Raw genomic sequence first — 21,491 nt, forward strand, 5'->3', positions numbered from 1 at the left:
GCCATGAGCGCGCACGTCTTCGACCAGGCCATCGCGCTCACCGCCACCGGCGACGGGCTCTATGCCGGCGCCACCTCGCCCGCCTACGCCAACATGGTGGGGCCGTTCGGTGGCATCACGGCCGCGACGATGCTCAACGCCGTGATGTTGCACCCGTCCCTGCTGGGCGAGCCGCTGTCGCTGACGGTGAACTACTGCGCGGCGCTGGCCGACGGGGCGTTCGAGGTCTCAGCTCAGCCGGTGCGCACCAACCGCTCCACCCAGCACTGGGTGGTGTTGGTCACCCAGGCCGGTGCTTCGGGCGAGGCCGAGACCGTGGCCACCGCGACGGTGGTCACCGCGGCCCGGCGCGAGACCTGGAGCGTGGACGACGAGCCCATGCCCGCGGTGCGCAGGCCCGACGAGGTCAAGCCCTATACCGTGCCCTCGCCGGTGGAATGGATCCGGCGCTACGAGATGCGACCCATCGAGGGCGCCATCCCGCGCACCTGGGACGGCACCGGCAGCGACAGCCGCTCGCGTCTGTGGATGCGCGAGGCTGTGCCGCGTGCGTTGGACCTGTGCGGCCTGGCCGCGCTGGCCGATGTGTTTTTCCCGCGCATCTGGCTGCGCCGTGCGACCTATGTGCCGGCCGGCACGGTGTCGATGACGGTGTACTTTCACGCTGGTTCGGCGCAGCTGGCCGAGGTCGGCCACGGCTGGGTGCTGGGCCAGGCGCGCGCGCAGGCCTTCCGCAACGGCTTCTTCGACCAGACGGCGCTGCTCTGGAGCGAGGCCGGGCACCTGCTGTGCTCCAGCCACCAGGTCGTCTACTACAAGGAGTAGCGGCGGGGCGTGGGGTGCGTTCTGTTCAGGGGCGGCCCAGGAACAGGTACAGCCCCGTGTACCCCTTGGGAGCGCTCACCACGCTCAGGTACAGCGGCCCCATGCCCGTGTCCGCGCCGATGAACAGGCTGGTGCCCCAGCGCAGGCCGTGGATGCTGATGTCGCGCCGGCTGGCCCAGGCGTTGCCGCCCTCCAGCGAACCGCCCGCAAACAGCGCGCGCGCCACGCCCACGTTCCAGGGCAGGCGCTGGTAGTAGGTCAGGCGGCCGAACAGCAGGTAGTTGCCCGCGACCTGGCCGACCCGGTAGCCCGAGAGCTGCTGGAAGCCCCCCAGCGAAAACTCGTCGATGGCGCCCACCGGCACCCGCGTGGCGCGGGCGAAGCGGGCGCCGACGTTCAGCGTGTGTGCGCCCCAGGAGTGCACCGTGCTGCCGTTCATTTCCAGCCGGTTGAACGAGACGTCGTCGCCCCCCGAGACCAGGCGCCGCCGGCCCGCCGCCAGCTCGCTCTGGAAGCGGTAACCGGACGACGGGAAGTTGGCGTAGTCCAGCTGGTCCGAGATCAGCGCGGCGCGCACACCGACGTCGCGCCATTTCTGTGTGGCGATGACCTCGCTGTCGTCGACCTCGCGCGAGACCAGCTCGGGCGTGGCCTTGTGCAGACCCAGCTGCACGCCCAGGCGCAGGTCGCCGTAGCGTCCCAGCAGGCCGATCGGCCAGCCGTAGTCGGCGCCCAGCTTCAGACCCTGCCGCGTGCCGGTGCCCAGCGCCTGGCCGTCGGCGCCGTAGACCTCCAGCCGCTTGAGGCTGGCGTCGACATAGCCCGCGACGAAGCTGTCGTTGGCCCGGCCCAGCGGCTGGTAGAGTTCCGAGAAGGCGGCCAGCGAGGCGCCGATCTGCAGCCGGTTGCGCCATTCGGCGCCGCTGTCGTTGAACCAGTGGCGGTTGTGGCCGATCAGCAGGTTGAAGTCGCCACGGCCATCGAAGTCGGTGCGCAGGTCCAGGCCCAGGCGCAGGTAGTTGGGGCCCCAGTCGTTCTCGCGCAGGCCGATCACCAGCGTCTCGTCGGTGTTGTCGCGCACCCGTTCCAGCCGGTAGTCGACGCGGTCGTAGTCGCCCGTGGCCGAGAGCTTCTGCAGGTCGGCCTCGATCTGGGGCACGTTGACCCGCTGCCCGGGTGCGGTGTCCAGCGCAAGCGCCAGCGGCTCGACCCGGCTCTCGGGCACGCCCTCGAAGCGCACCGCCTTGATCTGTCCCATGCGTTCGGCGTAGGCCTGCGCGTTCATGCCGCGGCTGGCCTGCCACTGTGCGTAGCCGGCCGGGTCCGCTGAGAAGCGCCTGAGCGCCTCGGCCACGCTGCGCGCGTGGTCCAGGCCGATCTTCACCAGCTCGGGCGCCTTCTCGAAGTCGGCCGAGGTCAGCTTGCCCAGCGAGGGCTGGATCAGCAGGTCGGCGGGCGTGAGCGTGGCGATGCTGGCTTGCACGTTCTGCTCGGTCAGGATGTTGACCATCTGCGTGGTGATGCCCAGCAGGCTGCCCAGGGTCTCGCGCCCGGCCAGCGGCGTGCCGATGTTGACCGCGATGATCACGTCCGCACCCATGCGGCGCGCCACGTCCACCGGCAGGTTGTTCACCAGGCCGCCGTCGCCGAGGATCTGGCCCTCCAGATCCAGCGGCGCGAACACGCCCGGCACCGACATGCTCGCGCGCATCGCGGCGGCTAGGTCGCCGTGGTCCAGCACCACGGCCTTGCCGGTCTCCATGTCGGTGGCCACGGCACGGAACGGGGTGGGCAGCCCGTCGAATGTGGCCAGCAGGCGCGTGGACAGCGTGTAGCGGCGCAGCAGCAGCTCCAGCGAGCGCGTCGACACCGCGCCCGTGGGCAGGCGGAACTCGCCGTCGCGGAAGCCGATTTCCAGCACCGGCGAGAGCTCGAAGTCCTCTTCCTTGCGGCGCTGCGAGAGCAGCTGGCGCGGCACGCGGCGCTCGAACACGTCGCCCCAGTCCACCTTCAGCAGCTCGCGTTCGAGGTCGTCGGCGCTCATGCCGGCGGCGTACAGGCCGCCGATGATCGCGCCCATCGAGGTGCCGACGATCATGTCCACCGGCACCTTCATTTCTTCCAGCACCTTGAGCACGCCCACGTGCGTCAGACCACGCGCGCCGCCGCCCGAGAGCACCAGGGCGACCTTGGGCTTCTGCACGGCGGGCGGGGGCGCGGCCGGCGCCGGGGCCTGTGCATTCACGGCGTTGGACGACAGCAGCAGCCACAGCGCGGCCAGCAGGGCGCGCAGCCAGAGGGACAGGGTCGGTTGGTGCATCGGAACGCTCACGGACGGCAGGATGCGACCGAGTGTAGGAGCGCGGCGCCGGCGTGTCGCGGATTGGGCAGGCCACCCCACGCCGTGCGGCGCTTTCGTGTTACCTTGCGCCGACTTTTTGCCACCCCAGAGCGAGCTCCACACCATGTCCGACATCCTCGTCCACACCGAAGCCGGCATCACCACGCTGACCTTCAACCGCCCCGACAAGAAGAACTCCATCACCGCCGCCATGTACGGCGCGCTGGCCGACGCGATCGCCGCCGCAGCCGCCGACCCGGCCGTGCGCGTGGTGGTGTTCCAGGGCAACGAAACCACCTTCAGCGCCGGCAACGACATCGGCGACTTCCTCAACAACCCGCCCGCGACCGAAGACTCGCCGGTGTTCCGTTTCCTGCGCGGCATCGCCCAATTTCCCAAGCCGCTGCTGGCCGCGGTGTGTGGCCCGGCCGTCGGCATCGGCACCACGCTGCTGTTCCACTGCGACCTGGTCTACGCAGGCGACAACGCCGCGTTCTCCATGCCCTTCGTGAACCTGGGCCTGTGCCCCGAGGCCGCGTCCAGCCTGCTGGTGCCGCAGATGCTGGGCTACCACCGCGCCGCCGAGGCGCTGCTGCTGGGCGAGCCCTTCATGGCCGAGGCCGCGCTGGAAGTGGGGCTGGTCAACCGCGTGCTGCCGCCGAGCGAGGTCACCGGCTACGCGCAGTCGGTGGCGCGCAAGCTGGCCGCCAAGCCGCTGGCCTCGCTGGTCGAGACCAAGCGCCTGATGAAGAAGGGCAACGCCGCGCTGGTGATGGCCACCATGGCCGAAGAGGGCGCGAGCTTCGGCCGCATGCTCGGCGAGCCGGCCGCCAAGGAAGCCTTTGGCGCCTTCATGGAACGCCGCAAGCCGGACTTCTCGAAACTCTGATCAGGCGATTCGCCGCCGGGCCGCCCCAAGGCGAATCAGCCCCCTCGAGGGGCAGCGACCCGCGCAGCGGCGGAGTGTGGGGGCTTCAGTTCAGTCGCGCCACCCAGTAGGTCGCGCCTTCGGGACCGTAGCGCTCCGAGTGCGGCGCGCCGTGCTCCAGTTCGAACAGGTCGCCCGGTTTCAGGTGCTGGGTCTCGCCACCCACGGTCAACCACATCTCGCCCTGCACCACCTTGGCCTTCACCGCGAAGGGGTGCGTGTGTTCTTCCAGCACCGTGTCCGGTGCCCACACCCGCTCCAGCACCTCGTCGAAGCCTTCGGCCAGGGCGACGCTCTTGAATGTTTCAAAGGTCTTGGGCATGGCGTTCTCCTGTCTGCGCGCTGCTCACCATTGCAGCACGGCCGTGTGGGCCTTGCGGGGGTAGGGGTTTGCCGCCCACCGGGTCTGTGTAGCATCGTCGGTCCTGCGTCCCGACACCCGAAAGGCCCGCCATGTCCTACATGCTCCTGATCCACGAACCCGTTGGCCAGCGCGCCACCCGCACCGAAGCCGAGGGCCGCACCGCCTACGCCGCCATGGTCGCGTTCGGCGAGCGGCTGGCGGCCGAGGGGCGGCTCAAGGCGGTGGAGTCGCTGGCGGGTCTGGACGGCGCGGTGCGCGTGAGCCACGCCAGCGGGCAGGCCCAGACCCTGGACGGGCCCTTCGCCGAGGCCAAGGAAATGATCGGAGGCTTCTTCCTGCTGCAGAACGTGAACCGCGAGCAGGCCATCGCGCTCGCCCACGAGTGCCCGGCCGCGCAGTGGTGCACGGTGGAGGTGCGGGCGCTGGCGCCCTGTTTCGACGAAAGCCACGCCTGATCCGGGTTTTCCCGTAGATCGGGCCTGTCGAAATCGCGCAGGCTGCTTCGTCGTGGTGTTGTCGCCACCAAGGAGTCCTGCCATGCCCACCCTGCATTTCGACATCCACATCGCCGCGCCGCGCGAACGCGTCTGGCGCACCATGCTCTACACGCCCACCTACGAGCGCTGGACCGCCACCTTCTGTGAAGGCTCGCGCTACGACGGCAGCTGGGAGGCCGGAACGCCCATCCGCTTCCTGGGCCCCAACGGAGACGGCATGGTGGCGGAGATCGCCGAACACCGGCCGGCCGAGTTCGTCTCGATCCGCCACCTCGGCACGATCAGCAACGGCGTGGAAGACACCACCAGCGAGGCGGTGCGCGCCTGGGCGCCGTGCTTCGAGAACTACAGCTTCACCGACGAGGCCGGCGGCACGCGCCTGCGCGTCGACTGCGACGTGTTCGGCAGCTACGAGGACTGGATGAACCAGACCTGGCCCAAGGCGCTGCAGGCGCTCAAGAACATCTGTGAAACCCCCACCTGAGGAGAGTCCCATGACCACCACCACCGTGCCCATGTGCGCCGTCGTGCACTTTGAAATGCCCTACAAGGACCGCGAGCGCGCCGCGCGCTTCTACGCCGCCGCCTTCGGCTGGACCCACCAGTTCCTCGGTCCGGAGATGGGCGACTACATGCTGGTCAACACCGCGCCGGCCGGCGCCCGCCCGCCTGTGCCGCCCGAGGCCGCACTGGGCTCGATCAACGGCGGCCTGTTCCCGTTCAACGCCGACTGGCCGATGCAGCACCCGTCGGTGGTGATCGGCGTGCCCGACATCCGCGCTGCGATGCAGCGGGTGCGCGACGCGGGCGGCGAGGTGATCGGCGAGCCAATGGCCATTCCCGGCGTGGGCCAGTACGTGGTGTTCCGCGACACCGAGGGCAACCACAACAGCATGATGGAACCGGACATGCAACCCCCCGCCTGCAAAACATGATCACCCCCGCCGTGCTGCGCACGACCCCCTCAAGGGGGCAACACCTGCGGCCTGGCAAAGCCAGTTCCGCGGTGTTCTCGAAACTGAAAACCAGAGGACCGTTCTCATGCGATTCATGATCATTGTCAAAAGCTGCCCCGAGTTCGAGGCCGAGCTCATGCCCGAGGCGCCCGAGGAACTCATGGCCGAGATGGCCGCCTACCACGAGGAGTTGGCGCGCGCGGGCGTGCTGCTCGACGGCAGCGGCCTGCACCCCAGCCGCACCGGCTGGCGCATCCACTACGACGAGGCCGGCGGCCGCAAAGTCGTCGACGGCCCGTTTGCCGAAGCCAAGGAGCTGATCGCCGGCTACACCCTGATCCAGGTGCGCTCGCGCGAAGAGGCGATGGAGTGGAGCCGGCGCTTTCCGAACCCCGCCGGCAAGGGCAGGCCCGCCGTGATCGAGCTGCGCCAGCTGATCGAGCTCGACGAGTTCCCGCCCAGCGCCGCGCTCGACCAGATGAAAGCCATCGACGGCATCGCCCCACAACCCTGAAGGAGAACCCCCATGTTTCGCCAGATCTTTGTCAACCTGCCCATCCAGGACATGGCCCGCTCCCAGGCCTTCTTCAAGGCCCTGGGCCTCACGTTCAATCCGCGCTTCACCAACGAGCAGGGCGCCTGCCTGGAGATCGGCGAGAACTTCTACGCCATGCTGCTGGTCAAGCCCTTTTTCCAGGGCTTTGTCCAGAAGCCGATCAGCGACGCCCACCAGAGCACCGAGGTCATCCTGGCCCTGTCGGTGGACAGCCGCGCCGAGGTGGAGGAGGTGGTGCGCAAGGCCGTGGCCGCCGGGGCGACCCGCATTCCGGAGCCCAAAGACTACGGCTTCATGTTCCAGGACGGTTTCGCCGACCTCGACGGCCACCAGTGGGAGGTGTTCTGGATGGACGAGGCGGCCGCGCCCGCGCAGATGTGACGGCAGGGGTGTAGAAACGGCGCGTGCATTCCGCGATCCACGACACCATCGCCACCGTCTGGCGCCTCGAATCCGCCCGCATCGTGGCGGCGGTGGCGCGGCGCGTGCGCGACGTGGGCGTGGCCGAAGAACTGGCGCAGGACGCCCTGGTCGCGGCCCTGGAGCGCTGGCCGCTCGATGGTCTGCCCGACAGGCCCGCCGCCTGGCTCATGACCACCGCCCTGAACCGCGCGCTCGACCACCTGCGCCACCGCCAGATGGCCGACGCCCGGCACGGTGACATCGCCAGCGACCTCGAAGCGATGGAGGCCCACGTGGTTCCAGACTTCAGCGACAGCCTCGACCGCCGGCGCGAAGACGCCGTGCTGGGCGACGACCTGCTGCGGCTGATCTTCACCGCCTGCCACCCGGTGCTGCCGCCCGAATCGCGCGTGGCGCTCACGCTCAAGCTGCTGGGCGGCCTCTCCACCGCCGAAATCGCCCGTGCCTACCTGGTGCCCGAGGCCACGCTCGCGCAGCGCCTGGTGCGCGCCAAGCGAACCCTGGCCGATGCGAGGGTGCCGTTCGAACTGCCGCCGCCCGAGCAGCTGGGCGAGCGCCTGGCCTCGGTGCTGGAGGTGGTCTACCTGGTCTTCAACGAGGGCTACACCGCCACCAGCGGCGCCGACTGGATGCGCCCCGCGCTGTGTGACGAGGCCCTGCGCCTGGGGCGCATGCTGGCCGAACTCGCGTCGCAGGAGGCCGAGGTGCTGGGCCTGCTCGCGCTGATGGAGATCCAGGCCTCCCGCACCGCGGCGCGCACCGACCGCGAGGGCCAGCCCATCCTGCTGGCCGACCAGGACCGCCGGCGCTGGGACCGGCTGCTGATCCGCCGCGGCCTGACCGCGCTGGACCGTGCGCAGGCGCTCGGTCAGCCGGTCGGCCGCTACCGCCTGCAGGCGCAGATCGCGGCCTGCCACGCGCGTGCGCCGCGCGCCGTTGACACCGACTGGAAGCAGATCGCCGCGCTCTACGCCGAACTGATGCGCGTCGCGCCCTCTCCGGTGGTGGAGCTCAACCGCGCGGTGGCGGTGGGCATGGCCGAGGGGCCGGCCGCGGGCCTGGCCATCGTCGAGACCCTGCTGCAGGACAAGGCGCTGGCGCGCTACCACTGGCTGCCCGCGGTGCAAGGTGACCTGCTGGAGAAACTCGGACGGCACGACGAGGCCAGGGCGGCGTTCCTGCAAGCGGCGGCATCCGCCGGCAATGAGCGTGAGCAGGCCTTGCTGCGCGCGCGTGCCGATGGGCCGGCGCCTACCGGTAACCGATCAACCGCCCGGCGGTGATCACCCCCAGCCAGAGCAGGACCGACAGCACACCGTGCCAGCGCCAGCCCGGGCGCGGCGGCACGCCGACCGCGGCGCCCAGCCGCCGCCAGTGCGGATCGAGCCGCAGCCACAGCGCGTTGAGCACCGCCGCGGCCAGCAGCGCCAGTTTGATGCCGAACAGTGGCTCGACCACATAGTCGAGCGGGCGCGTGGCGAAGAGCAGCGCGCCGGTGGCCAGCGCCAGCAGCAACCCGGTGATGGCCACGGGCACCAGGGTGGTCGCCAGCGGCTCCAGCGGTACAGACCGGAACGCTCCGATCAGCCGCAGATCCAGCGGCACGATGGCGCCGAACAGCAGCGCGATGCCGACCACATGACCGGTGTTGACCAGCGGGTAGAGCCAGACCGAAGCGCGCAGCACCTCCGACAGGCCAGTGGCCTGCAGTGCGGCGGCCAGGGGCTCCAGCATCAGTTGCGGTCGGGGTAAAGGTCGTAGGTCTTGCCGTCGATCACCAGGCGCTCGGCCTTGAAGACCTTCTTTTTCGGGTCGCTGTGCTTGTGGCCCGAGACGGTCAGCTTCACGCCCTTGACCAGCATCGCGTCTTTCAAGCCGGCGCGCTCGTTGCGCCAGGGCTGGCCGACCTCGACGATCCAGTTGGCGCCATCCACGGCCAGCGTCAGCTCGCCGTGCGGGTTGCCGAGCCTGGCCGCGACGATGGTGCCGGTGAGTTCGGAATTCACGTCCTCGGCCCAGACCCAGCCGTGGTGGGCGGCGGCGGGCCCGGCCATAACGATGAGCAGGGCCGCCGCAGCCAGTGACCGCACGGCGTGTTGCAGAAAGGGGGATGGTGACGGGGGCATGGGATGACCTCGCTCGATGAAGGCGGATGACTTCGCGCAGTGTGCGTTCATCCCCGCTCAGGGGCAATGGTTGACCCTGTGGGCATCGGGCACTTCGCAAGCGGGTGCGTCACATGCTCTTCACACCGCCTGCGGATGATCCGCAGTCTTGGCGGCCCGTTGCAGAGCGCGGCTGCGTCCACGATCATTCAAGCCCCATGGAGGAGTCCACCATGTCCACCCTGTCCCGCACCATCGGCCTGTCCCTGTTGGTGCTGGCCACGTCCTCGGCGCTGGCCCAGTCCCCGCCCGCAGCCCCCGGCCACATGTCCCACAGCCGCGCCGAGCGGCCTTCGCATGTGCAGCTCGGCCCGCGCCCGTTCTTCCTGGTCGACGACATGGCCGACGGTCCGCTCAAGCGCGATCTGCAGCGCTGCGCCAAGCGCGGCGACTTCACGCCGCGCGACTTTTCCATTGGCCACCGCGGCGCCGCCATGCAGTTCCCCGAGCACACGCGGGAGTCGTACACGGCGGCCGCGCGCATGGGCGCCGGCATCGTGGAATGCGACGTCACCTTCACCAAGGACAAGGCGCTGGTCTGCCGCCATGCGCAGAACGACCTGCACACGACCACCAACATCCTGGTCACGCCGCTGGCCGCCAAGTGCACCCAGCCCTTCGTGCCCGCCGTGCTCGACGCCGACGGCAAGTTGGTGACACCGGCCAAGGCCGAGTGCCGCACCAGCGACATCACGCTCGCCGAGTTCAAGACCCTGCGCGGCAAGATGGACGCCTTCAACCCGGCGGCGCGCACGCCCGAGCAGTACCTGGGCGGCACGGCCAACTGGCGCACCGACCTCTACTCGGGGCCGAGCAGCGGCACGCTGATGACCCACGCCGAGTCGATCGAGCTGTTCAAGCAACTGGGCGTGAAGATGACGCCCGAGCTCAAGAGCCCGAGCGTGGCGATGCCGTTCGACGGCTTCACGCAGCAGGCCTATGCGCAGAAGATGATCGACGAGTACAAGGCCGCCAAGGTGCCGCCGCGCGACGTGTTCCCGCAGTCCTTCGACATCGGCGACGTGCTGTACTGGGTGAACAACGAGGCCTCGTTTGGCAAACAGGCGGTGTACCTGGACGACGCCAATTCGGTCACGGACCTGCCCGACCTCAAGACCCTGGCGGGCTACAAGTCACAGGGCATCCACTTCTGGGCGCCACCCACCTTCGCGCTGCTGGCCGCCGAGGGCGGCAAGATCGTCCCCTCACAGGCCGCGAAGGATGCCAGGGCCGCGGGTCTGGGCCTGATCACCTGGACGCTGGAGCGCTCGGGCATCCTGGCCGACGGCAACAACGGCTGGTACCACCAGACCTTCGACAGCGCGGTGAAGACCGAGGGCGACATGCTGCAGGCGCTGCACGTGCTGGCCAAGGAGGTGGGGGTGGTCGGCGTGTTCTCCGACTGGCCGGCCACCACCACCTTCTATGCCAACTGCATGAACCTGCGCTGAGCGCGCGCCGGGCGACACGGAGGGCGGTGGTCACCGCAGGGGTGTCGGCCAGGCGACGGGCCCACCCTTGTCAGCCGGGCAGCGATCGGACAGCATGGCCGCTGTCCGATCTGTCGACCGCAACGCCAGGAGACCCACATGCCGAACCGCGCCACCTTCAAACGCATGGAAGAAAGCACCCGCGAAGACTGGGCCTGCATCCTTCCCGAGGCCATGGCGATGGCCAGGACGCTGCCCGACCGGGTGCTCGACCACCTGCGGCTGCTCGATGGCGACCATGGCGGCTTCCCGGTCGACCGGCTGACACACAGCCTGCAGACCGCGACGCTGGCGCAGCGGGACGGGCGCGACGAGGAATATGTGGTGTGTGCGCTGCTGCACGACATCGGCGACACGCTGGGCTCGTTCAACCACCCCGACATCGCCGCTGCGATCCTCAAGCCTTTCGTGAGCGAGGAGAACCTGTGGATGGTGCAGCACCACGGCATCTTCCAAGGCTACAACTTCTTCCACCACATCGGGCTGGACCGCAACATGCGCGACATGTTCAGGGACCACCCGCACTACCAGCGCGCGGCCGAGTTCGTCGAGCGCTACGACAACCCGGCCTTCGACCCGGCGATGGAGGCGCTGCCGCTGAGCCACTTCGAGCCCATGCTGCGCCGGCTGATGGCGGTGCCGAAGAGTTCGGTCTACAAGGCCGCCCTGCCGGGCGGGAAGACCACCGCCTGAGGCCGGCGGTCAGGCGTAGCGCGCGACGGTCAGGCCTTCCATGCTGATCTCCGGCGTGCGGCCGGCGATCAGGTCGGCCATGACGCGGCCGGTGCCGGTGGCCATGGTCCAGCCCAGCGTGCCGTGGCCGGTGGACAGCAGCAGGTTGTCGTACATGCATGCGCCGACGATGGGCGTGCCGTCCGGCGTCATGGGGCGCAGGCCGGTCCAGAACTCGGCCTTGGCCACGTCGCCACCCTTGGGGAACAGGTCGGTGACCACGAACTCCAGCGTCTTGCGCCGGCTGTCGTTGAGTTCGAGGTCGAAGCCGGACAGTTGGGCCGTACCGCCCACGCGGATGCGGTCGCCCAGCCGTGTGACGGCGACCTTGTGGGTCTCGTCCATGATGGTCGACTCGGGTGCCTTGTGGGCGTTGGTGATGGGCACGGTGATCGAGAAGCCCTTGACCGGGTAGACCGGGATGTGAATGCCCAGCGGCGCCAGCATGGCGGTGGAGTAGCTGCCCAGCGCGAGCACATAGCGGTCCGCGGTCTTGAGGCCTTCGCTGGTGCGCACGCCGGTGATCTTGTTGCCGTTGCGCTCCAGCACGTCGATGCTCACGCCGAAACGGAACTGCACGCCCAGGGCCTTGGCCTTCTCGGCCAGCGCGTTGGTGAACTTGAAGCAGTCGCCGGTCTCGTCGCCGGGCAGGCGCAGCGCGCCCACGAACTTCTCCTGCACGTCGGCCAGCGCCGGCTCGTACTGCAGGTAGCCGGCGCGGTCGAGCACCTGGTAGGGCACGCCGTATTCCTTGAGGATCTCGATGTCCTTGGCCGTGCCGTCGAGCTGCTTCTGGGTGCGGAACAGCTGCAGCGTGCCCTGCTCGCGGTGGTCGTACTGGATGCCGATGTCGGCGCGCAGTTCCTTCAGGCAGTCGCGGCTGTATTCGGCCAGCCGCACCATGCGGCCCTTGTTGACCTGGTAGCGCGCCTCGGTGCAGTTGCGCAGCATCGACAGACCCCAGCGCCACATGGCCGGGTCGAGCATGGGCTTGATGACCAGCGGGCTGTGGTGCATCAGCAGCCACTTGATGGCCTTCACCGGCACGCCCGGGCCGGCCCAGGGCGCGGAGTAGCCGGGCGAGACCTCGCCGGCGTTGGCGTAGCTGGTCTCCAGCGCGGGGCCGGGCTGGCGCTCGATCACTTCGACCTCGTGGCCGTCGCGCGCCAGGTAGTACGCGATGGTGGTGCCGATGACACCGCTGCCCAGAACCAGTACCCGCATGTTGTTCTCCGATGAGGCCCGCGGCGCGATGGCGCCGCTGGTGGCCCGATGCAATGCGTTTTGCAAGCGCCGTGCCACTGGGCGCGTGATCGCAAGTGCTTGATCTGAAAAGAAAAGTAACTGGAGTCTTATCGGGTTGGATTGAAATCGTTACGGAAGAGCGGTGCAAGTGGATTGAAATAAATACAATGGATCGAAACCAATACAGACCATGCGCATCGACGTCCACTTCACCGACCGGGTCGGCATCGCCCAGGAAATCCTCGCCGCGCTCGCCAGCCGCGCGCTCAACGTCTCGGCGGTCGAGGTCGAGCCGCCGCACATCTATATAGAAGCGCCCACGCTGGGGGCCGACGACCTGGCGGCGCTGCGCGAGCCGCTGCTGCGGGTGGCGGGCGTGCTCTCGGTGGCCGAGCTGGAGATGCTGCCCGGCGCGCGGCGGCGGCTCTACCTGGACGCGCTCATGACCTCGCTCACCGACCCTGTGCTCGCGGTCGACGGTCGCGGCGTGGTGGTGCTGGCGAATGCGGCGGCGGTGGCGGTCTGCGGCATGCCCGAGGCCGAGCTGGCCGGCCGCTCGCTGCGCGAACTCACGGGCGATGCCGCGCTGGTGGACGCGCTGGTGGCGCAGGGCGCGCGCCTGCCGGTGAGCGAGGTGCAGGTGGGCGGGCAGCGCTTCCTGATGGAAACGGTGGCGCTGCACGACGCGGGCGGCAGCGTGGCCGGCGCGGTGCTGACGCTGCACGCGCCGCAGCGCCTGGGCGAGCGCATCAGCGCGCTGCAGAACCACGGCGCCGGCGGCTTCGAGGCCATCCTCGGCCAGTCGCCCGCCATTCGCGCGCTCAAGCAGCGCGCCATGCGCATGGCGCAGGTCGACGCGCCACTGATGATTCGCGGCGAGACCGGCACCGGCAAGGAGCTGGTGGCCCAGGCCTGTCACGCGGGCAGCCCGCGGCGCGACCAGCCCTTCTTCGCGCTCAACTGCGCGGCCCTGCCCGAGAGCCTGGCCGAGAGCGAGCTGTTCGGCTACGCCAGCGGCGCCTTCACCGGCGCGCTGCGCGGCGGCCGGCCGGGTCTGCTGGAGCTGACCGACGGCGGCACCCTGTTCCTCGACGAGGTGGGCGAGATGTCACCCTACCTGCAGGCCAAGCTGCTGCGCTTCCTGAACGACGGCAGCTTCCGCCGCGTTGGGGGCGAGCGCGACCTCAAGGTCAATGTGCGCATCATCAGCGCGACCCACCGGGCGCTGGAGGACATGGTCGCCAGCGGTGCGTTCCGCCAGGACCTGCTGTTCCGCCTCGATGTGCTGCAGCTGAACCTGCCCCCGCTGCGCGAGCGCACCGAGGACATCCTGCCGCTGGCGCAGGTGTTCCTCGAACGCGCCTGCGCGCAGATCGGCCGGCCCAAGGCGCGGCTGAGCCGCGCAGCCGGCGAGGCGCTGCTGGCCAATCCCTGGCACGGCAATGTGCGGCAGCTGCAGAACGTGGTGTTCCGCGCGGTCACGCTGAGCGACGCGGCGGTGATCGACGTGCCGGCGCTGGAGCTGGCCGGGGCCGACGTGAGTGCCGCATCGACCGCCTCTGCACAGGAGGAGGTGACGACGCTGGAAGAAGCGGTGGCCGGCTTCGAGCGCGGGCTGCTGCAGCGCCTGCTGCCCGACCACCCGAGTACGCGCAAGCTGGCCGAGCGCCTGGGCACCTCGCACTCGGCCATCGCCGCGCGGCTGCGGCGTTATGGTCTCAAGGCCCCTTGAAAGGGCGAAAAAAAGCCCCGGCGGTGGGCCGGGGCAAGCGAGGAGTTCTCGTGGAACAACAATCGGTCAGGCGCCTTGCTGGATGCCTGCGAGGATCCAGCCGCCGTTGCCCTGGCGCGGCTTGGTCAGGTGCCAGATTTCGTCGACCGGGCTGGTCACGCCGTCTTCGCGCAGCTCGCCGGTGAAGCGCACGCTCACCACGTACAGAGCGTCTTCTTCGGCCACTTCCAGCACCTGGGCGTTGAGGCTCAGCACGTCGGTGTGCTGGGTGGCGCCGTTGCGGTCGCGGATGTCCATCTGCAGCTCGGCAAACATCTCCGGCGAGGTGAACTGGCGGATGTCGTCCAGGTTGCCGGTGTCATTGGCCGCCTGCAGGCGGATGTAGTTGACCTTGGCGTTGCGCTCGAAGGCGGCGACGTCGAAGTCGGCCGGGATGCGCGGCTGCGCGCCTTGCAGGTTGGCACCGATCATCGAGCCACCGGCGGCAGCGCCACCGGTCTGCACCGGGCTGGCGGGCATGCGGAAGGCGTTGTTCGAACCGCCCGCACCGGCTGCGGCACCGGCGTAGGCCATGCCGCCTTGCGACGCCGCGGCCCGCTTGCGCATGATGAAGCCGATCACGGCCAGCGCGGCCATCACCATCAGGCCGATCATCAGCATGTTGGCCAGCTCTTCACCGAAGCCCAGGTGCGAGGCCAGCGCGGCCAGGCCCAGGCCGGCGGCCAGACCGGCCACCGGGCCCATCCAGCTGCGCTTGGGCGCGGCGGCGGCACCGGCCGCGGCACCTGTGGCAGGCGCGGCGTTCGGCGTGGCATCGGGCGCCTTGGCGGGCGGGGTGGCCTGGCGCTGCATGCCCAGCGACTTGCCGCCGCCGATGCGCTTGGCCTCTGCGTCCATGTGGGCGGTGCCCAGGCCCAGCGTCAGCACGACGGCGAGCAGGGAAAGCAGTTTTTTCATGAGAAGTCTCCTGCTGAAGGAAATTGAAGAACGATTAGGGTAGCGACAATTCAATCCCGAAAAAGCATATAAACAGATAGATACCTTCTTAAAAAGAAGGAATGTATGCGATGGCTCAGGCCCGGTGGAGGGTCTGCTGCCGTGTGTGGGCCTTGACCGCCTGTTGCAGCGCGCGGCGCATCGCGCTGTACCGTTCCAGTGACGCCTCCATGTCCGCCAGCGGCACATGCCCCGCCGCCGCTGCGGCCAGCACCGTGGCCTTGAGGTGCTGGTAGGCGGCCTCCATGGGCAGGAGGTCGAGTGCAGGGCGGGGGCCCGGGACCACCCGGCCGTGTTCGGCCAGCAGGAAGGTGGCCGTGGACACGAAGCGCTGGTGCGCATCGGGCAGCCGGGGGTCCGCGGCGCCGGGTGGCACCAGCGGTGCGGAGACCCGCAACTGTTCGGCGCAGGTTTCGTAGTAGCGCAGGATGCGCAGCAGCTCCGCCAGGCGTTCGGTGGAGGCTGGTGTGAGTGCGCTGCGGCCCATGCGCTCCACAAAGCGCTCCACGGCGGCGTCGAGCTGCGAAAGCACCGTCTGGCCGCTGGCCAGCGCCTCGGGCGTGGCCACCTTCAGCACGGCGCCCGCCTGGTGCACGCACAGCTTGCCCAGGCGCGCGATCTCCTGCTCCAGCGCGTCCAGTGCCAGCGTGGGCACGGCCAGCACGTTGTCGTCCAGGAAGCGGGGCTGCGCCTCGTCCTCCTCCCGGGCGCGAAAGCGCTGCAGCAGCCAGTGCGTGAGGCGGTCGGCCAGCGGCCACATGAGCAGCACGCCCAGCAGATTGAATGTGGTGTGGAACAGCGCCAGCTTGGTGGCCGGGTCGGGTGGCAGCGACAGCGCTTCGCGTGCCGCCGACAGCGCGTCGACGAGCCAGGGCAGGAGCAGCAGTGCCACCGCGCCGGTGAGCAGGTTGAACAACACGTGGGCGGCGGCCGTGCGGCGCGCGTTGGGGGTGGCGCCGATGCCGGCCAGGGCGGTGGTCACCGCGCTGCCAATGTTGGCGCCGATCACCACCGCGGCCGCGCCCTGGGGTCCGATCAGTCCGCTCTGGGCCGCGGTCAGGGTGATGGTCATGGCTGCGCTGGACGACTGCATCAGCACCGTCATCATCAGGCCGATGCCCAGCTGGGCCAGCACCGAGAGCGCGTCCGTGCCCTGCGGCAGGCTGATCTGCCCGGCCAGGCCCACGAACGCCTGCTGCAGCAGGCCGATGCCCAGGAACAGCAGCCCGAAGCCGGCCAGCGCCGTGCCCAGGGCGCCGCGGCGCTGGTGCTCGCCGCTCAGGCGCATCAACGCGCCCAGGCCCACCAGCGGCAGCGCGAGCGCCTCCATCCCGAACTTCAGACCCACCAGGGCCACGATCCAGCCGGTCATGGTGGAGCCCACGTTGGCACCGAACACCACCCACACCGCGGGCGCCAGCCCCAGCAGACCCGCGTTGACAAAGCCTATGGCGGCCACGCCCACCGCGGTGGACGATTGCACCAGGGCCGTCACCAGCACGCCGGTGCCCAGCGCATGCCAGCGGGTGCGCGTGGACTGGCTCAGGATGTTGTGCAGGGCCGGTCCGGCGACCAGCTTGAGGCCATCGGTCATCATGCCCATGCCCAGCAGAAACAGGCCCAGACCTCCGACCAGCGGACCGAGGGAAGACCAGAGGTTCATGGTGCGAGCAAACGGTGGGAGCGTCGGGTGGCGTGGGGTGGGCTCATGAATGAACGGCGCATCGGGTGGTGAGGTTCCGGGGATTGTGGGCGCTGGCGGGGGCAGATGTCGGGCCGGTGACAGCGAAGTCTATTTATACAAAGCAAATGCTTGCTAAAAATAAGAGCCGCTGCTAAGGTGCCTCCCCATGATCCCGGACACCCCCGACCACAGCACAGACCCGGCGCCCCGGCGCGCCCGCGGGCGACCCCGCAAGACCGCCGACGAGCGCGACGACGGCAACCGCCGCCAGGACCTGCTGCGCGCCGCGGCCCGCCTGTTCCGCCAGCAGGGCTTTGCCGCCACGAGCACGCGCGACATCGCGGCCGCCGCAGGCATGCGCTCGGGCTCGCCCTTCTACCACTTTGAAAACAAGGAGGCGCTGCTGGCCGCCGTGATGCTTGAAGGCATGCAGCGCGCCACCGGGCGCCAGGCCGGTGCCATGCACGCCGCGGCCGCCGCCGCGGGCCAGACGCTGAGTGCGCGCGACTGCCTGCGCGTGCTGGTGCGCAACCACCTGGAGGTGCTGCTGGGCGCAGAGAGCGACTTCATCCCGGTGATGCTCTACGAGTGGCGCTCCTTGTCCGAGGTGCAGCGCCAGGCGGTCAACGAGCTGCGGCGAGAGTACGAGGCCGTCTGGGTGCCGGTGCTGCAGGCGCTGCACGACAGCGGCGAACTGCAGGGCGACCCGAGCCTGGCGCGGCTGATGATCTTCGGCGCGCTCAACTGGGCGGTGCAGTGGTTCGAGCCGGGGCGCCGGTCTTCGCTCGACGATCTGACCGAGGCGGCGCTGCAACTCTTCCTGAAGGAGGCCGCATGAGTTCAGGCTACCGGTCGGTGTTTCGCGACGGCCTGTTCGCCAGTCGCGTGGTGATGGTCACGGGTGGCGGATCGGGCATCGGTCGCTGCACCGCGCACGAGCTGGCCCGGCTGGGGGCCATGGTGGTGCTGGTGGGCCGCAACCCCGAGAAGCTGCAGGCCACGGCGATCGAGATCGCCGACGACGGCGGCCGCGCCAGCTTCCACGTCTGCGACATCCGCAACGAAGACGGCGTCAAGGCCATGGTGGCGGACGCGGTGCAGGCCCACGGCCGCATCGACGGCCTGGTCAACAACGCGGGCGGCCAGTACATCACCCCCCTGGAGAAGATCAGCGCCAAGGGCTGGCAGGCGGTGATCGACACCAACCTCACCGGCGGCTTCCTGGTGGCGCGCGAGTGCTACCTGCAGAGCATGGCGGCACACGGCGGCTCAGTGGTCAACATCGTGGCCGACATGTGGGGCTCCATGCCCGGCATGGGCCACAGCGGCGCGGCGCGCATGGGCATGGTGAGCTTCACCGAAACCGCGGCGATGGAGTGGGCGAAAAGCGGGGTGCGCGTGAACGCAGTGGCGCCGGGCTATATCGCCTCCAGCGGCATGGACCATTACCCGCCCGAGGCCGGGCCCATGCTGCGCGAGATGCGCCAGACCGTGCCGCTGGGGCGCTTCGGCAACGAGGCCGAGACCTCGGCCGCCATCGTCTTTCTGCTCTCGCCCGCGGCCAGCTTCATCAGCGGCACGGTGTTGCGTGTGGACGGCGCACGGCCCCAGGTGCGCATGGGCTGGGGGCAGGTCGCCGCACCGGCCGAGGTGCAGCAGCGCGACGCGGTGAAACCTTTCGACGGTTTCCACCGCGCGGTCACGCCCAAGGTGTTCCAGTCATGAGCTTTGCGTCGAATTTCAACCCGCACAGCGAACAGGCCGCGCAACGCCGCGACGCCCTGCTGGCGCGCATCGCCCAGCTGCGGGCGCTGGAAGACCGCGCCGCGGCCGCTTCGGCCCTGTCGGCGCCGGTGTTCCACAAGCGCGGGCAGCTGCTGCCGCGCGAGCGCGTGGGCCTGCTGCTGGACCCGGGCGCGCCGTACCTGCCGCTGTGTTCGCTGGCCGGTTTCCTGCAGGACACGAAGGACCCGGAGAAGTCCGTGCCCGGCGGCGGCATGCTGGCTGGCATCGGCTTCATCGGCGGCGTGCGCTGCATGGTGGTGGCCAGCGACTCGGGCATCGAGGCCGGTGCGATCCAGGCGCGCGGGCTGGAGAAGATCCTGCGGGTGCAGGAGATGGCGCTGGAGAACCGGCTGCCTTTCGTGCACCTGGTCGAGAGCGCGGGCGCGAACCTGATGAAGTACCAGGTCGAGGGCTTCGTGCTCGGCGGCGGTCTGTTCCGCAACCTCGCGCGCCTCTCGGCGGCGGGCCTGCCGGTCATCACGGTGCAGCACGGGTCGGGCACCGCCGGTGGCGCCTACATGCCGGGCCTCTCGGACATCGTGATCATGGTGCGCGGCCGCTCGCGCGCCTTTCTCGCCGGGCCGCCGCTGCTCAAGGCCGCCACCGGCGAGATCGCCACCGAAGAGGAGTTGGGCGGTGCCGAGATGCACACCACGGTGTCGGGACTGGGCGAGCACCTGGCCGAAGACGACCGCGAGGCCCTGGGCCTGGCGCGCGACATCGTGGCGCGCACCGGCTGGCAGATGCCTCAGCGACCGACGGCGCCCGAACCCCGTTTAGACGCCGAGGACCTGCTGTCCCTGATGCCCGCGCACCACCGCGAACCGGTGGACATGCGCGAGGTCATGGCCCGCATCACCGATGGCTCCGACATCCTTGAGTTCAAGGCGCTCTACGGCGCCGCCACGGTCTGCGCCCAGGCGCACATCGGCGGCCACGCGGTCGGCATCATCAGCAACAACGGTCCCATCGACGTGGCCGGCGCGAACAAGGCCACGCACTTCATCCAGTGGATGTGCCAGCTCGGCCACCCCATCGTCTACCTGCAGAACACCACCGGCTACATGGTCGGCAAGGACAGCGAGCAGGCCGGGATGATCAAGCACGGCAGCAAGATGATCCAGGCGGTGACGAATGCGACGGTGCCGCAGATCACCATCCAGTGCGGCGCCAGTTTCGGTGCGGGCAACTACGGCATGTGCGGCCGCGGTTACGCGCCGCGCTTCCTGTTCAGCTGGCCCAACGCGCGCACCGCGGTCATGGGCGGCGAGCAGGCCGCAAAGACCATGCAGATCGTGGCCGAGGCCGGCATGGCGCGCAAAGGCGTTGCCACCGACACGCCCGAGGTGCAGGCGCAGATGAAGGCGCAGTACGACGCCATCGTGCAGAAGTTCGAGTCGCAGGCGGATGCTTTTTATACGAGCGGTCTGGTGCTGGACGACGGCGTGATCGACCCGCGCGACACCCGCGCCGTGCTCCGCTTCTGCCTGGACACCGTGGCCGAGGCGGCGTTGCGCCAGCCGAGGCCCACGCAGTTCGGTGTCGCGCGCATGTGACCACCGCATTCCAGACAACGACAGGAGACACGACATGCAGTTCACCCACGAACACCGCGAGATCCAGAAGACCCTCAAGCGCTTCATCGACGAGCAGATCAACCCGCACGTGGACGAATGGGAAGCGGCCGAGATGTTCCCGGCGCACGAGGTCTTCAAGCAGATGGGCCGGCTCGGCCTGCTGGGCCTGACCAAGCCCGAGGCGCACGGCGGCATGGGACTGGACTATTCCTACAGCGTGGCCATGGCCGAGACGCTGGGCCACATCCACTGTGGCGGCGTGCCCATGGCCATCGGCGTGCAGACCGACATGTGCACGCCCGCACTGGCGCGCTTCGGCAGCGAAGAACTCAAGGCGCAGTTCCTGGCGCCGGCGATTGCGGGCGATGCGGTGGGCTGCATCGGCGTGAGCGAACCCGGCGCGGGCAGCGACGTGTCGGCCATCAAGACGGTGGCGCGCAAGGACGGCGACGACTACGTCATCAGCGGCCAGAAGATGTGGATCACCAACAGCCTGCAGGCCGACTGGATGTGCATGCTGGTCAACACCAGCGACGGCCCCGCGCACAAAAACAAGAGCCTGGTCATGGTGCCGCTGCGCGAGAACGGCAAGACCGTCAAGGGCTTCGAGGTCGGTCAGAAGATCAAGAAGATCGGCATGAACAGCAGCGACACCGGCCTGCTGTTCTTCGACGAGGTGCGTGTACCGCAGCGCTACCGCATCGGCGCCGAGGGCGCGGGTTTCATCTACCAGATGCAGCAGTTCCAGGAAGAGCGCCTGTGGGCCGCGGCCAGCTGCATCCAGAGCCTGACCAACTGCATCCAGTGGACGGTGGAGTACGCGCAGGAGCGCAAGCTGTTCGGCGCCTCGCTGGCCGACCAGCAGTGGGTGCAGTTCAAGCTGGCCGAGCTCAAGACCGAGGTCGAGAGCCTGCGCGCGCTGACCTACCAGGCCTGCGAGCACTACGTGGCCGGCGAAGACGTGACCGAGTGGGCCACCATGGCCAAGCTCAAGGCCGGGCGCCTGAACCGCCTGGTGCCCGACACCTGTCTGCAGTTCTGGGGCGGCATGGGCTTCACCTGGGACAACAAGGTCTCGCGCATGTACCGCGACGGGCGCCTCGCCTCGATCGGCGGCGGGGCCGACGAGGTGATGCTCGGCATCCTCACGAAAATCATGGGCATCGCCAAACGCCCGGTGCACTGAAGGGGCGCG

22 protein-coding genes are annotated in these 21,491 nt (G+C 69.3%); 15 read left to right on the forward strand and 7 right to left on the reverse strand.

Annotated elements, in window-relative coordinates; genetic code table 11:
- The first annotated feature begins 3 nt into the window (after window positions 1-3).
- Entirely contained in the window at window positions 4-825 is an 822-nt protein-coding gene (locus HPF_RS03515; RefSeq protein ID WP_133155761.1) for an acyl-CoA thioesterase, read from the forward strand.
- A gap of 25 nt (window positions 826-850) precedes the next feature.
- On the opposite strand, the gene HPF_RS03520 is transcribed toward HPF_RS03515, so the two are convergent.
- Window positions 851-3,145, reverse strand: coding sequence for a patatin-like phospholipase family protein (locus HPF_RS03520; protein WP_079364380.1), 2,295 nt, complete (start codon window positions 3,143-3,145; stop codon window positions 851-853).
- A gap of 145 nt (window positions 3,146-3,290) precedes the next feature.
- Between HPF_RS03520 and HPF_RS03525 the strand changes: the two genes are divergently transcribed.
- A complete protein-coding gene (locus tag HPF_RS03525) occupies window positions 3,291-4,055 on the forward strand; it encodes an enoyl-CoA hydratase (RefSeq protein ID WP_079364381.1) in 765 nt (254 codons plus the stop codon).
- Between the two features lie 85 nt (window positions 4,056-4,140).
- Here HPF_RS03525 and HPF_RS03535 read toward each other — a convergent pair whose 3' ends face one another.
- A complete protein-coding gene (locus HPF_RS03535; RefSeq protein WP_079364382.1) occupies window positions 4,141-4,416 on the reverse strand; it encodes a cupin domain-containing protein in 276 nt (91 codons plus the stop codon).
- 131 nt (window positions 4,417-4,547) lie between these two features.
- Here HPF_RS03535 and HPF_RS03540 point away from each other — a divergent pair, with 131 nt between their 5' ends.
- The 6 genes from HPF_RS03540 to HPF_RS03565 all read left to right on the forward strand — a co-directional run bounded on the left by HPF_RS03540 (window position 4,548) and on the right by HPF_RS03565 (window position 8,173).
- Entirely contained in the window at window positions 4,548-4,913 is a 366-nt protein-coding gene (locus tag HPF_RS03540) for a YciI family protein (protein WP_079364383.1), read from the forward strand.
- An 82-nt stretch (window positions 4,914-4,995) separates the two neighbouring features.
- On the forward strand, window positions 4,996-5,439 hold the full coding sequence (locus HPF_RS03545) for an SRPBCC family protein (protein ID WP_079364384.1): 444 nt from the start codon (window positions 4,996-4,998) through the stop codon (window positions 5,437-5,439).
- A 10-nt stretch (window positions 5,440-5,449) separates the two neighbouring features.
- Window positions 5,450-5,890, forward strand: coding sequence for a VOC family protein (locus HPF_RS03550; protein WP_206610778.1), 441 nt, complete (start codon window positions 5,450-5,452; stop codon window positions 5,888-5,890).
- Between the two features lie 106 nt (window positions 5,891-5,996).
- Window positions 5,997-6,425 (forward strand): YciI family protein, encoded by a 429-nt coding sequence (locus HPF_RS03555; protein WP_079364385.1) that lies wholly within the window; start codon window positions 5,997-5,999, stop codon window positions 6,423-6,425.
- 12 nt (window positions 6,426-6,437) lie between these two features.
- Window positions 6,438-6,848, forward strand: coding sequence for a VOC family protein (locus HPF_RS03560; RefSeq protein WP_066153723.1), 411 nt, complete (start codon window positions 6,438-6,440; stop codon window positions 6,846-6,848).
- A gap of 23 nt (window positions 6,849-6,871) precedes the next feature.
- The gene (locus HPF_RS03565; RefSeq protein WP_079364386.1) at window positions 6,872-8,173 is read left to right on the forward strand and encodes an RNA polymerase sigma factor; all 1,302 of its coding nucleotides are present in this window, start codon (window positions 6,872-6,874) and stop codon (window positions 8,171-8,173) included.
- Here HPF_RS03565 and HPF_RS03570 read toward each other — a convergent pair.
- The gene (locus tag HPF_RS03570) at window positions 8,142-8,624 is read right to left on the reverse strand and encodes a hypothetical protein (protein WP_241559710.1); all 483 of its coding nucleotides are present in this window, start codon (window positions 8,622-8,624) and stop codon (window positions 8,142-8,144) included. The genes HPF_RS03565 and HPF_RS03570 overlap by 32 nt on opposite strands.
- Window positions 8,624-9,016: a DUF6152 family protein gene (locus HPF_RS03575; RefSeq protein ID WP_133155763.1), complete on the reverse strand. Its 393-nt coding sequence runs from the start codon at window positions 9,014-9,016 to the stop codon at window positions 8,624-8,626. The genes HPF_RS03570 and HPF_RS03575 overlap by 1 nt, the downstream gene beginning before the upstream one ends.
- Window positions 9,017-9,228: 212 nt before the next feature.
- Between HPF_RS03575 and HPF_RS03580 the strand changes: the two genes are divergently transcribed.
- Both HPF_RS03580 and HPF_RS03585 read left to right on the forward strand, forming a co-directional pair.
- Window positions 9,229-10,506: a glycerophosphodiester phosphodiesterase family protein gene (locus tag HPF_RS03580; RefSeq protein WP_133155764.1), complete on the forward strand. Its 1,278-nt coding sequence runs from the start codon at window positions 9,229-9,231 to the stop codon at window positions 10,504-10,506.
- 138 nt (window positions 10,507-10,644) lie between these two features.
- Complete coding sequence (locus HPF_RS03585) at window positions 10,645-11,238, forward strand: HD domain-containing protein (RefSeq protein WP_066153706.1); 594 nt, start codon at window positions 10,645-10,647, stop codon at window positions 11,236-11,238.
- Between the two features lie 9 nt (window positions 11,239-11,247).
- Here HPF_RS03585 and HPF_RS03590 read toward each other — a convergent pair whose 3' ends face one another.
- Entirely contained in the window at window positions 11,248-12,501 is a 1,254-nt protein-coding gene (locus HPF_RS03590; protein ID WP_133155765.1) for a D-amino acid dehydrogenase, read from the reverse strand.
- Window positions 12,502-12,712: 211 nt separating this feature from the next.
- Between HPF_RS03590 and HPF_RS03595 the strand changes: the two genes are divergently transcribed.
- Window positions 12,713-14,254, forward strand: a complete 1,542-nt coding sequence (locus HPF_RS03595) for a sigma 54-interacting transcriptional regulator (RefSeq protein ID WP_133155766.1) — start codon at window positions 12,713-12,715, stop codon at window positions 14,252-14,254.
- 66 nt (window positions 14,255-14,320) lie between these two features.
- On the opposite strand, the gene HPF_RS03600 is transcribed toward HPF_RS03595, so the two are convergent.
- Both HPF_RS03600 and HPF_RS03605 read right to left on the reverse strand, forming a co-directional pair.
- Entirely contained in the window at window positions 14,321-15,211 is an 891-nt protein-coding gene (locus HPF_RS03600; RefSeq protein WP_133155767.1) for a Tim44 domain-containing protein, read from the reverse strand.
- A 115-nt stretch (window positions 15,212-15,326) separates the two neighbouring features.
- Complete coding sequence (locus tag HPF_RS03605) at window positions 15,327-16,913, reverse strand: Na/Pi cotransporter family protein (RefSeq protein WP_127804701.1); 1,587 nt, start codon at window positions 16,911-16,913, stop codon at window positions 15,327-15,329.
- A gap of 187 nt (window positions 16,914-17,100) precedes the next feature.
- On the opposite strand from HPF_RS03605, the gene HPF_RS03610 reads away from it, so the two are divergent.
- Genes HPF_RS03610 through HPF_RS03625 form a run of 4 tightly spaced genes read left to right on the forward strand, consistent with a single transcriptional unit; the run spans window position 17,101 to window position 21,482 of the window.
- Window positions 17,101-17,772, forward strand: coding sequence for a TetR/AcrR family transcriptional regulator (locus HPF_RS03610; protein WP_133155768.1), 672 nt, complete (start codon window positions 17,101-17,103; stop codon window positions 17,770-17,772).
- Entirely contained in the window at window positions 17,769-18,659 is an 891-nt protein-coding gene (locus HPF_RS03615) for an SDR family oxidoreductase (RefSeq protein ID WP_133155769.1), read from the forward strand. Before HPF_RS03610 ends, HPF_RS03615 begins: the two co-directional genes overlap by 4 nt.
- A complete protein-coding gene (locus HPF_RS03620; RefSeq protein WP_133155770.1) occupies window positions 18,656-20,275 on the forward strand; it encodes an acyl-CoA carboxylase subunit beta in 1,620 nt (539 codons plus the stop codon). The genes HPF_RS03615 and HPF_RS03620 overlap by 4 nt, the downstream gene beginning before the upstream one ends.
- A gap of 34 nt (window positions 20,276-20,309) precedes the next feature.
- Window positions 20,310-21,482 (forward strand): acyl-CoA dehydrogenase family protein, encoded by a 1,173-nt coding sequence (locus HPF_RS03625; RefSeq protein ID WP_133155771.1) that lies wholly within the window; start codon window positions 20,310-20,312, stop codon window positions 21,480-21,482.
- Window positions 21,483-21,491: the final 9 nt, after the last annotated feature.

The organism is Hydrogenophaga pseudoflava, assembly GCF_004353865.1.
GTDB lineage: Bacteria > Pseudomonadota > Gammaproteobacteria > Burkholderiales > Burkholderiaceae_C > Hydrogenophaga > Hydrogenophaga pseudoflava.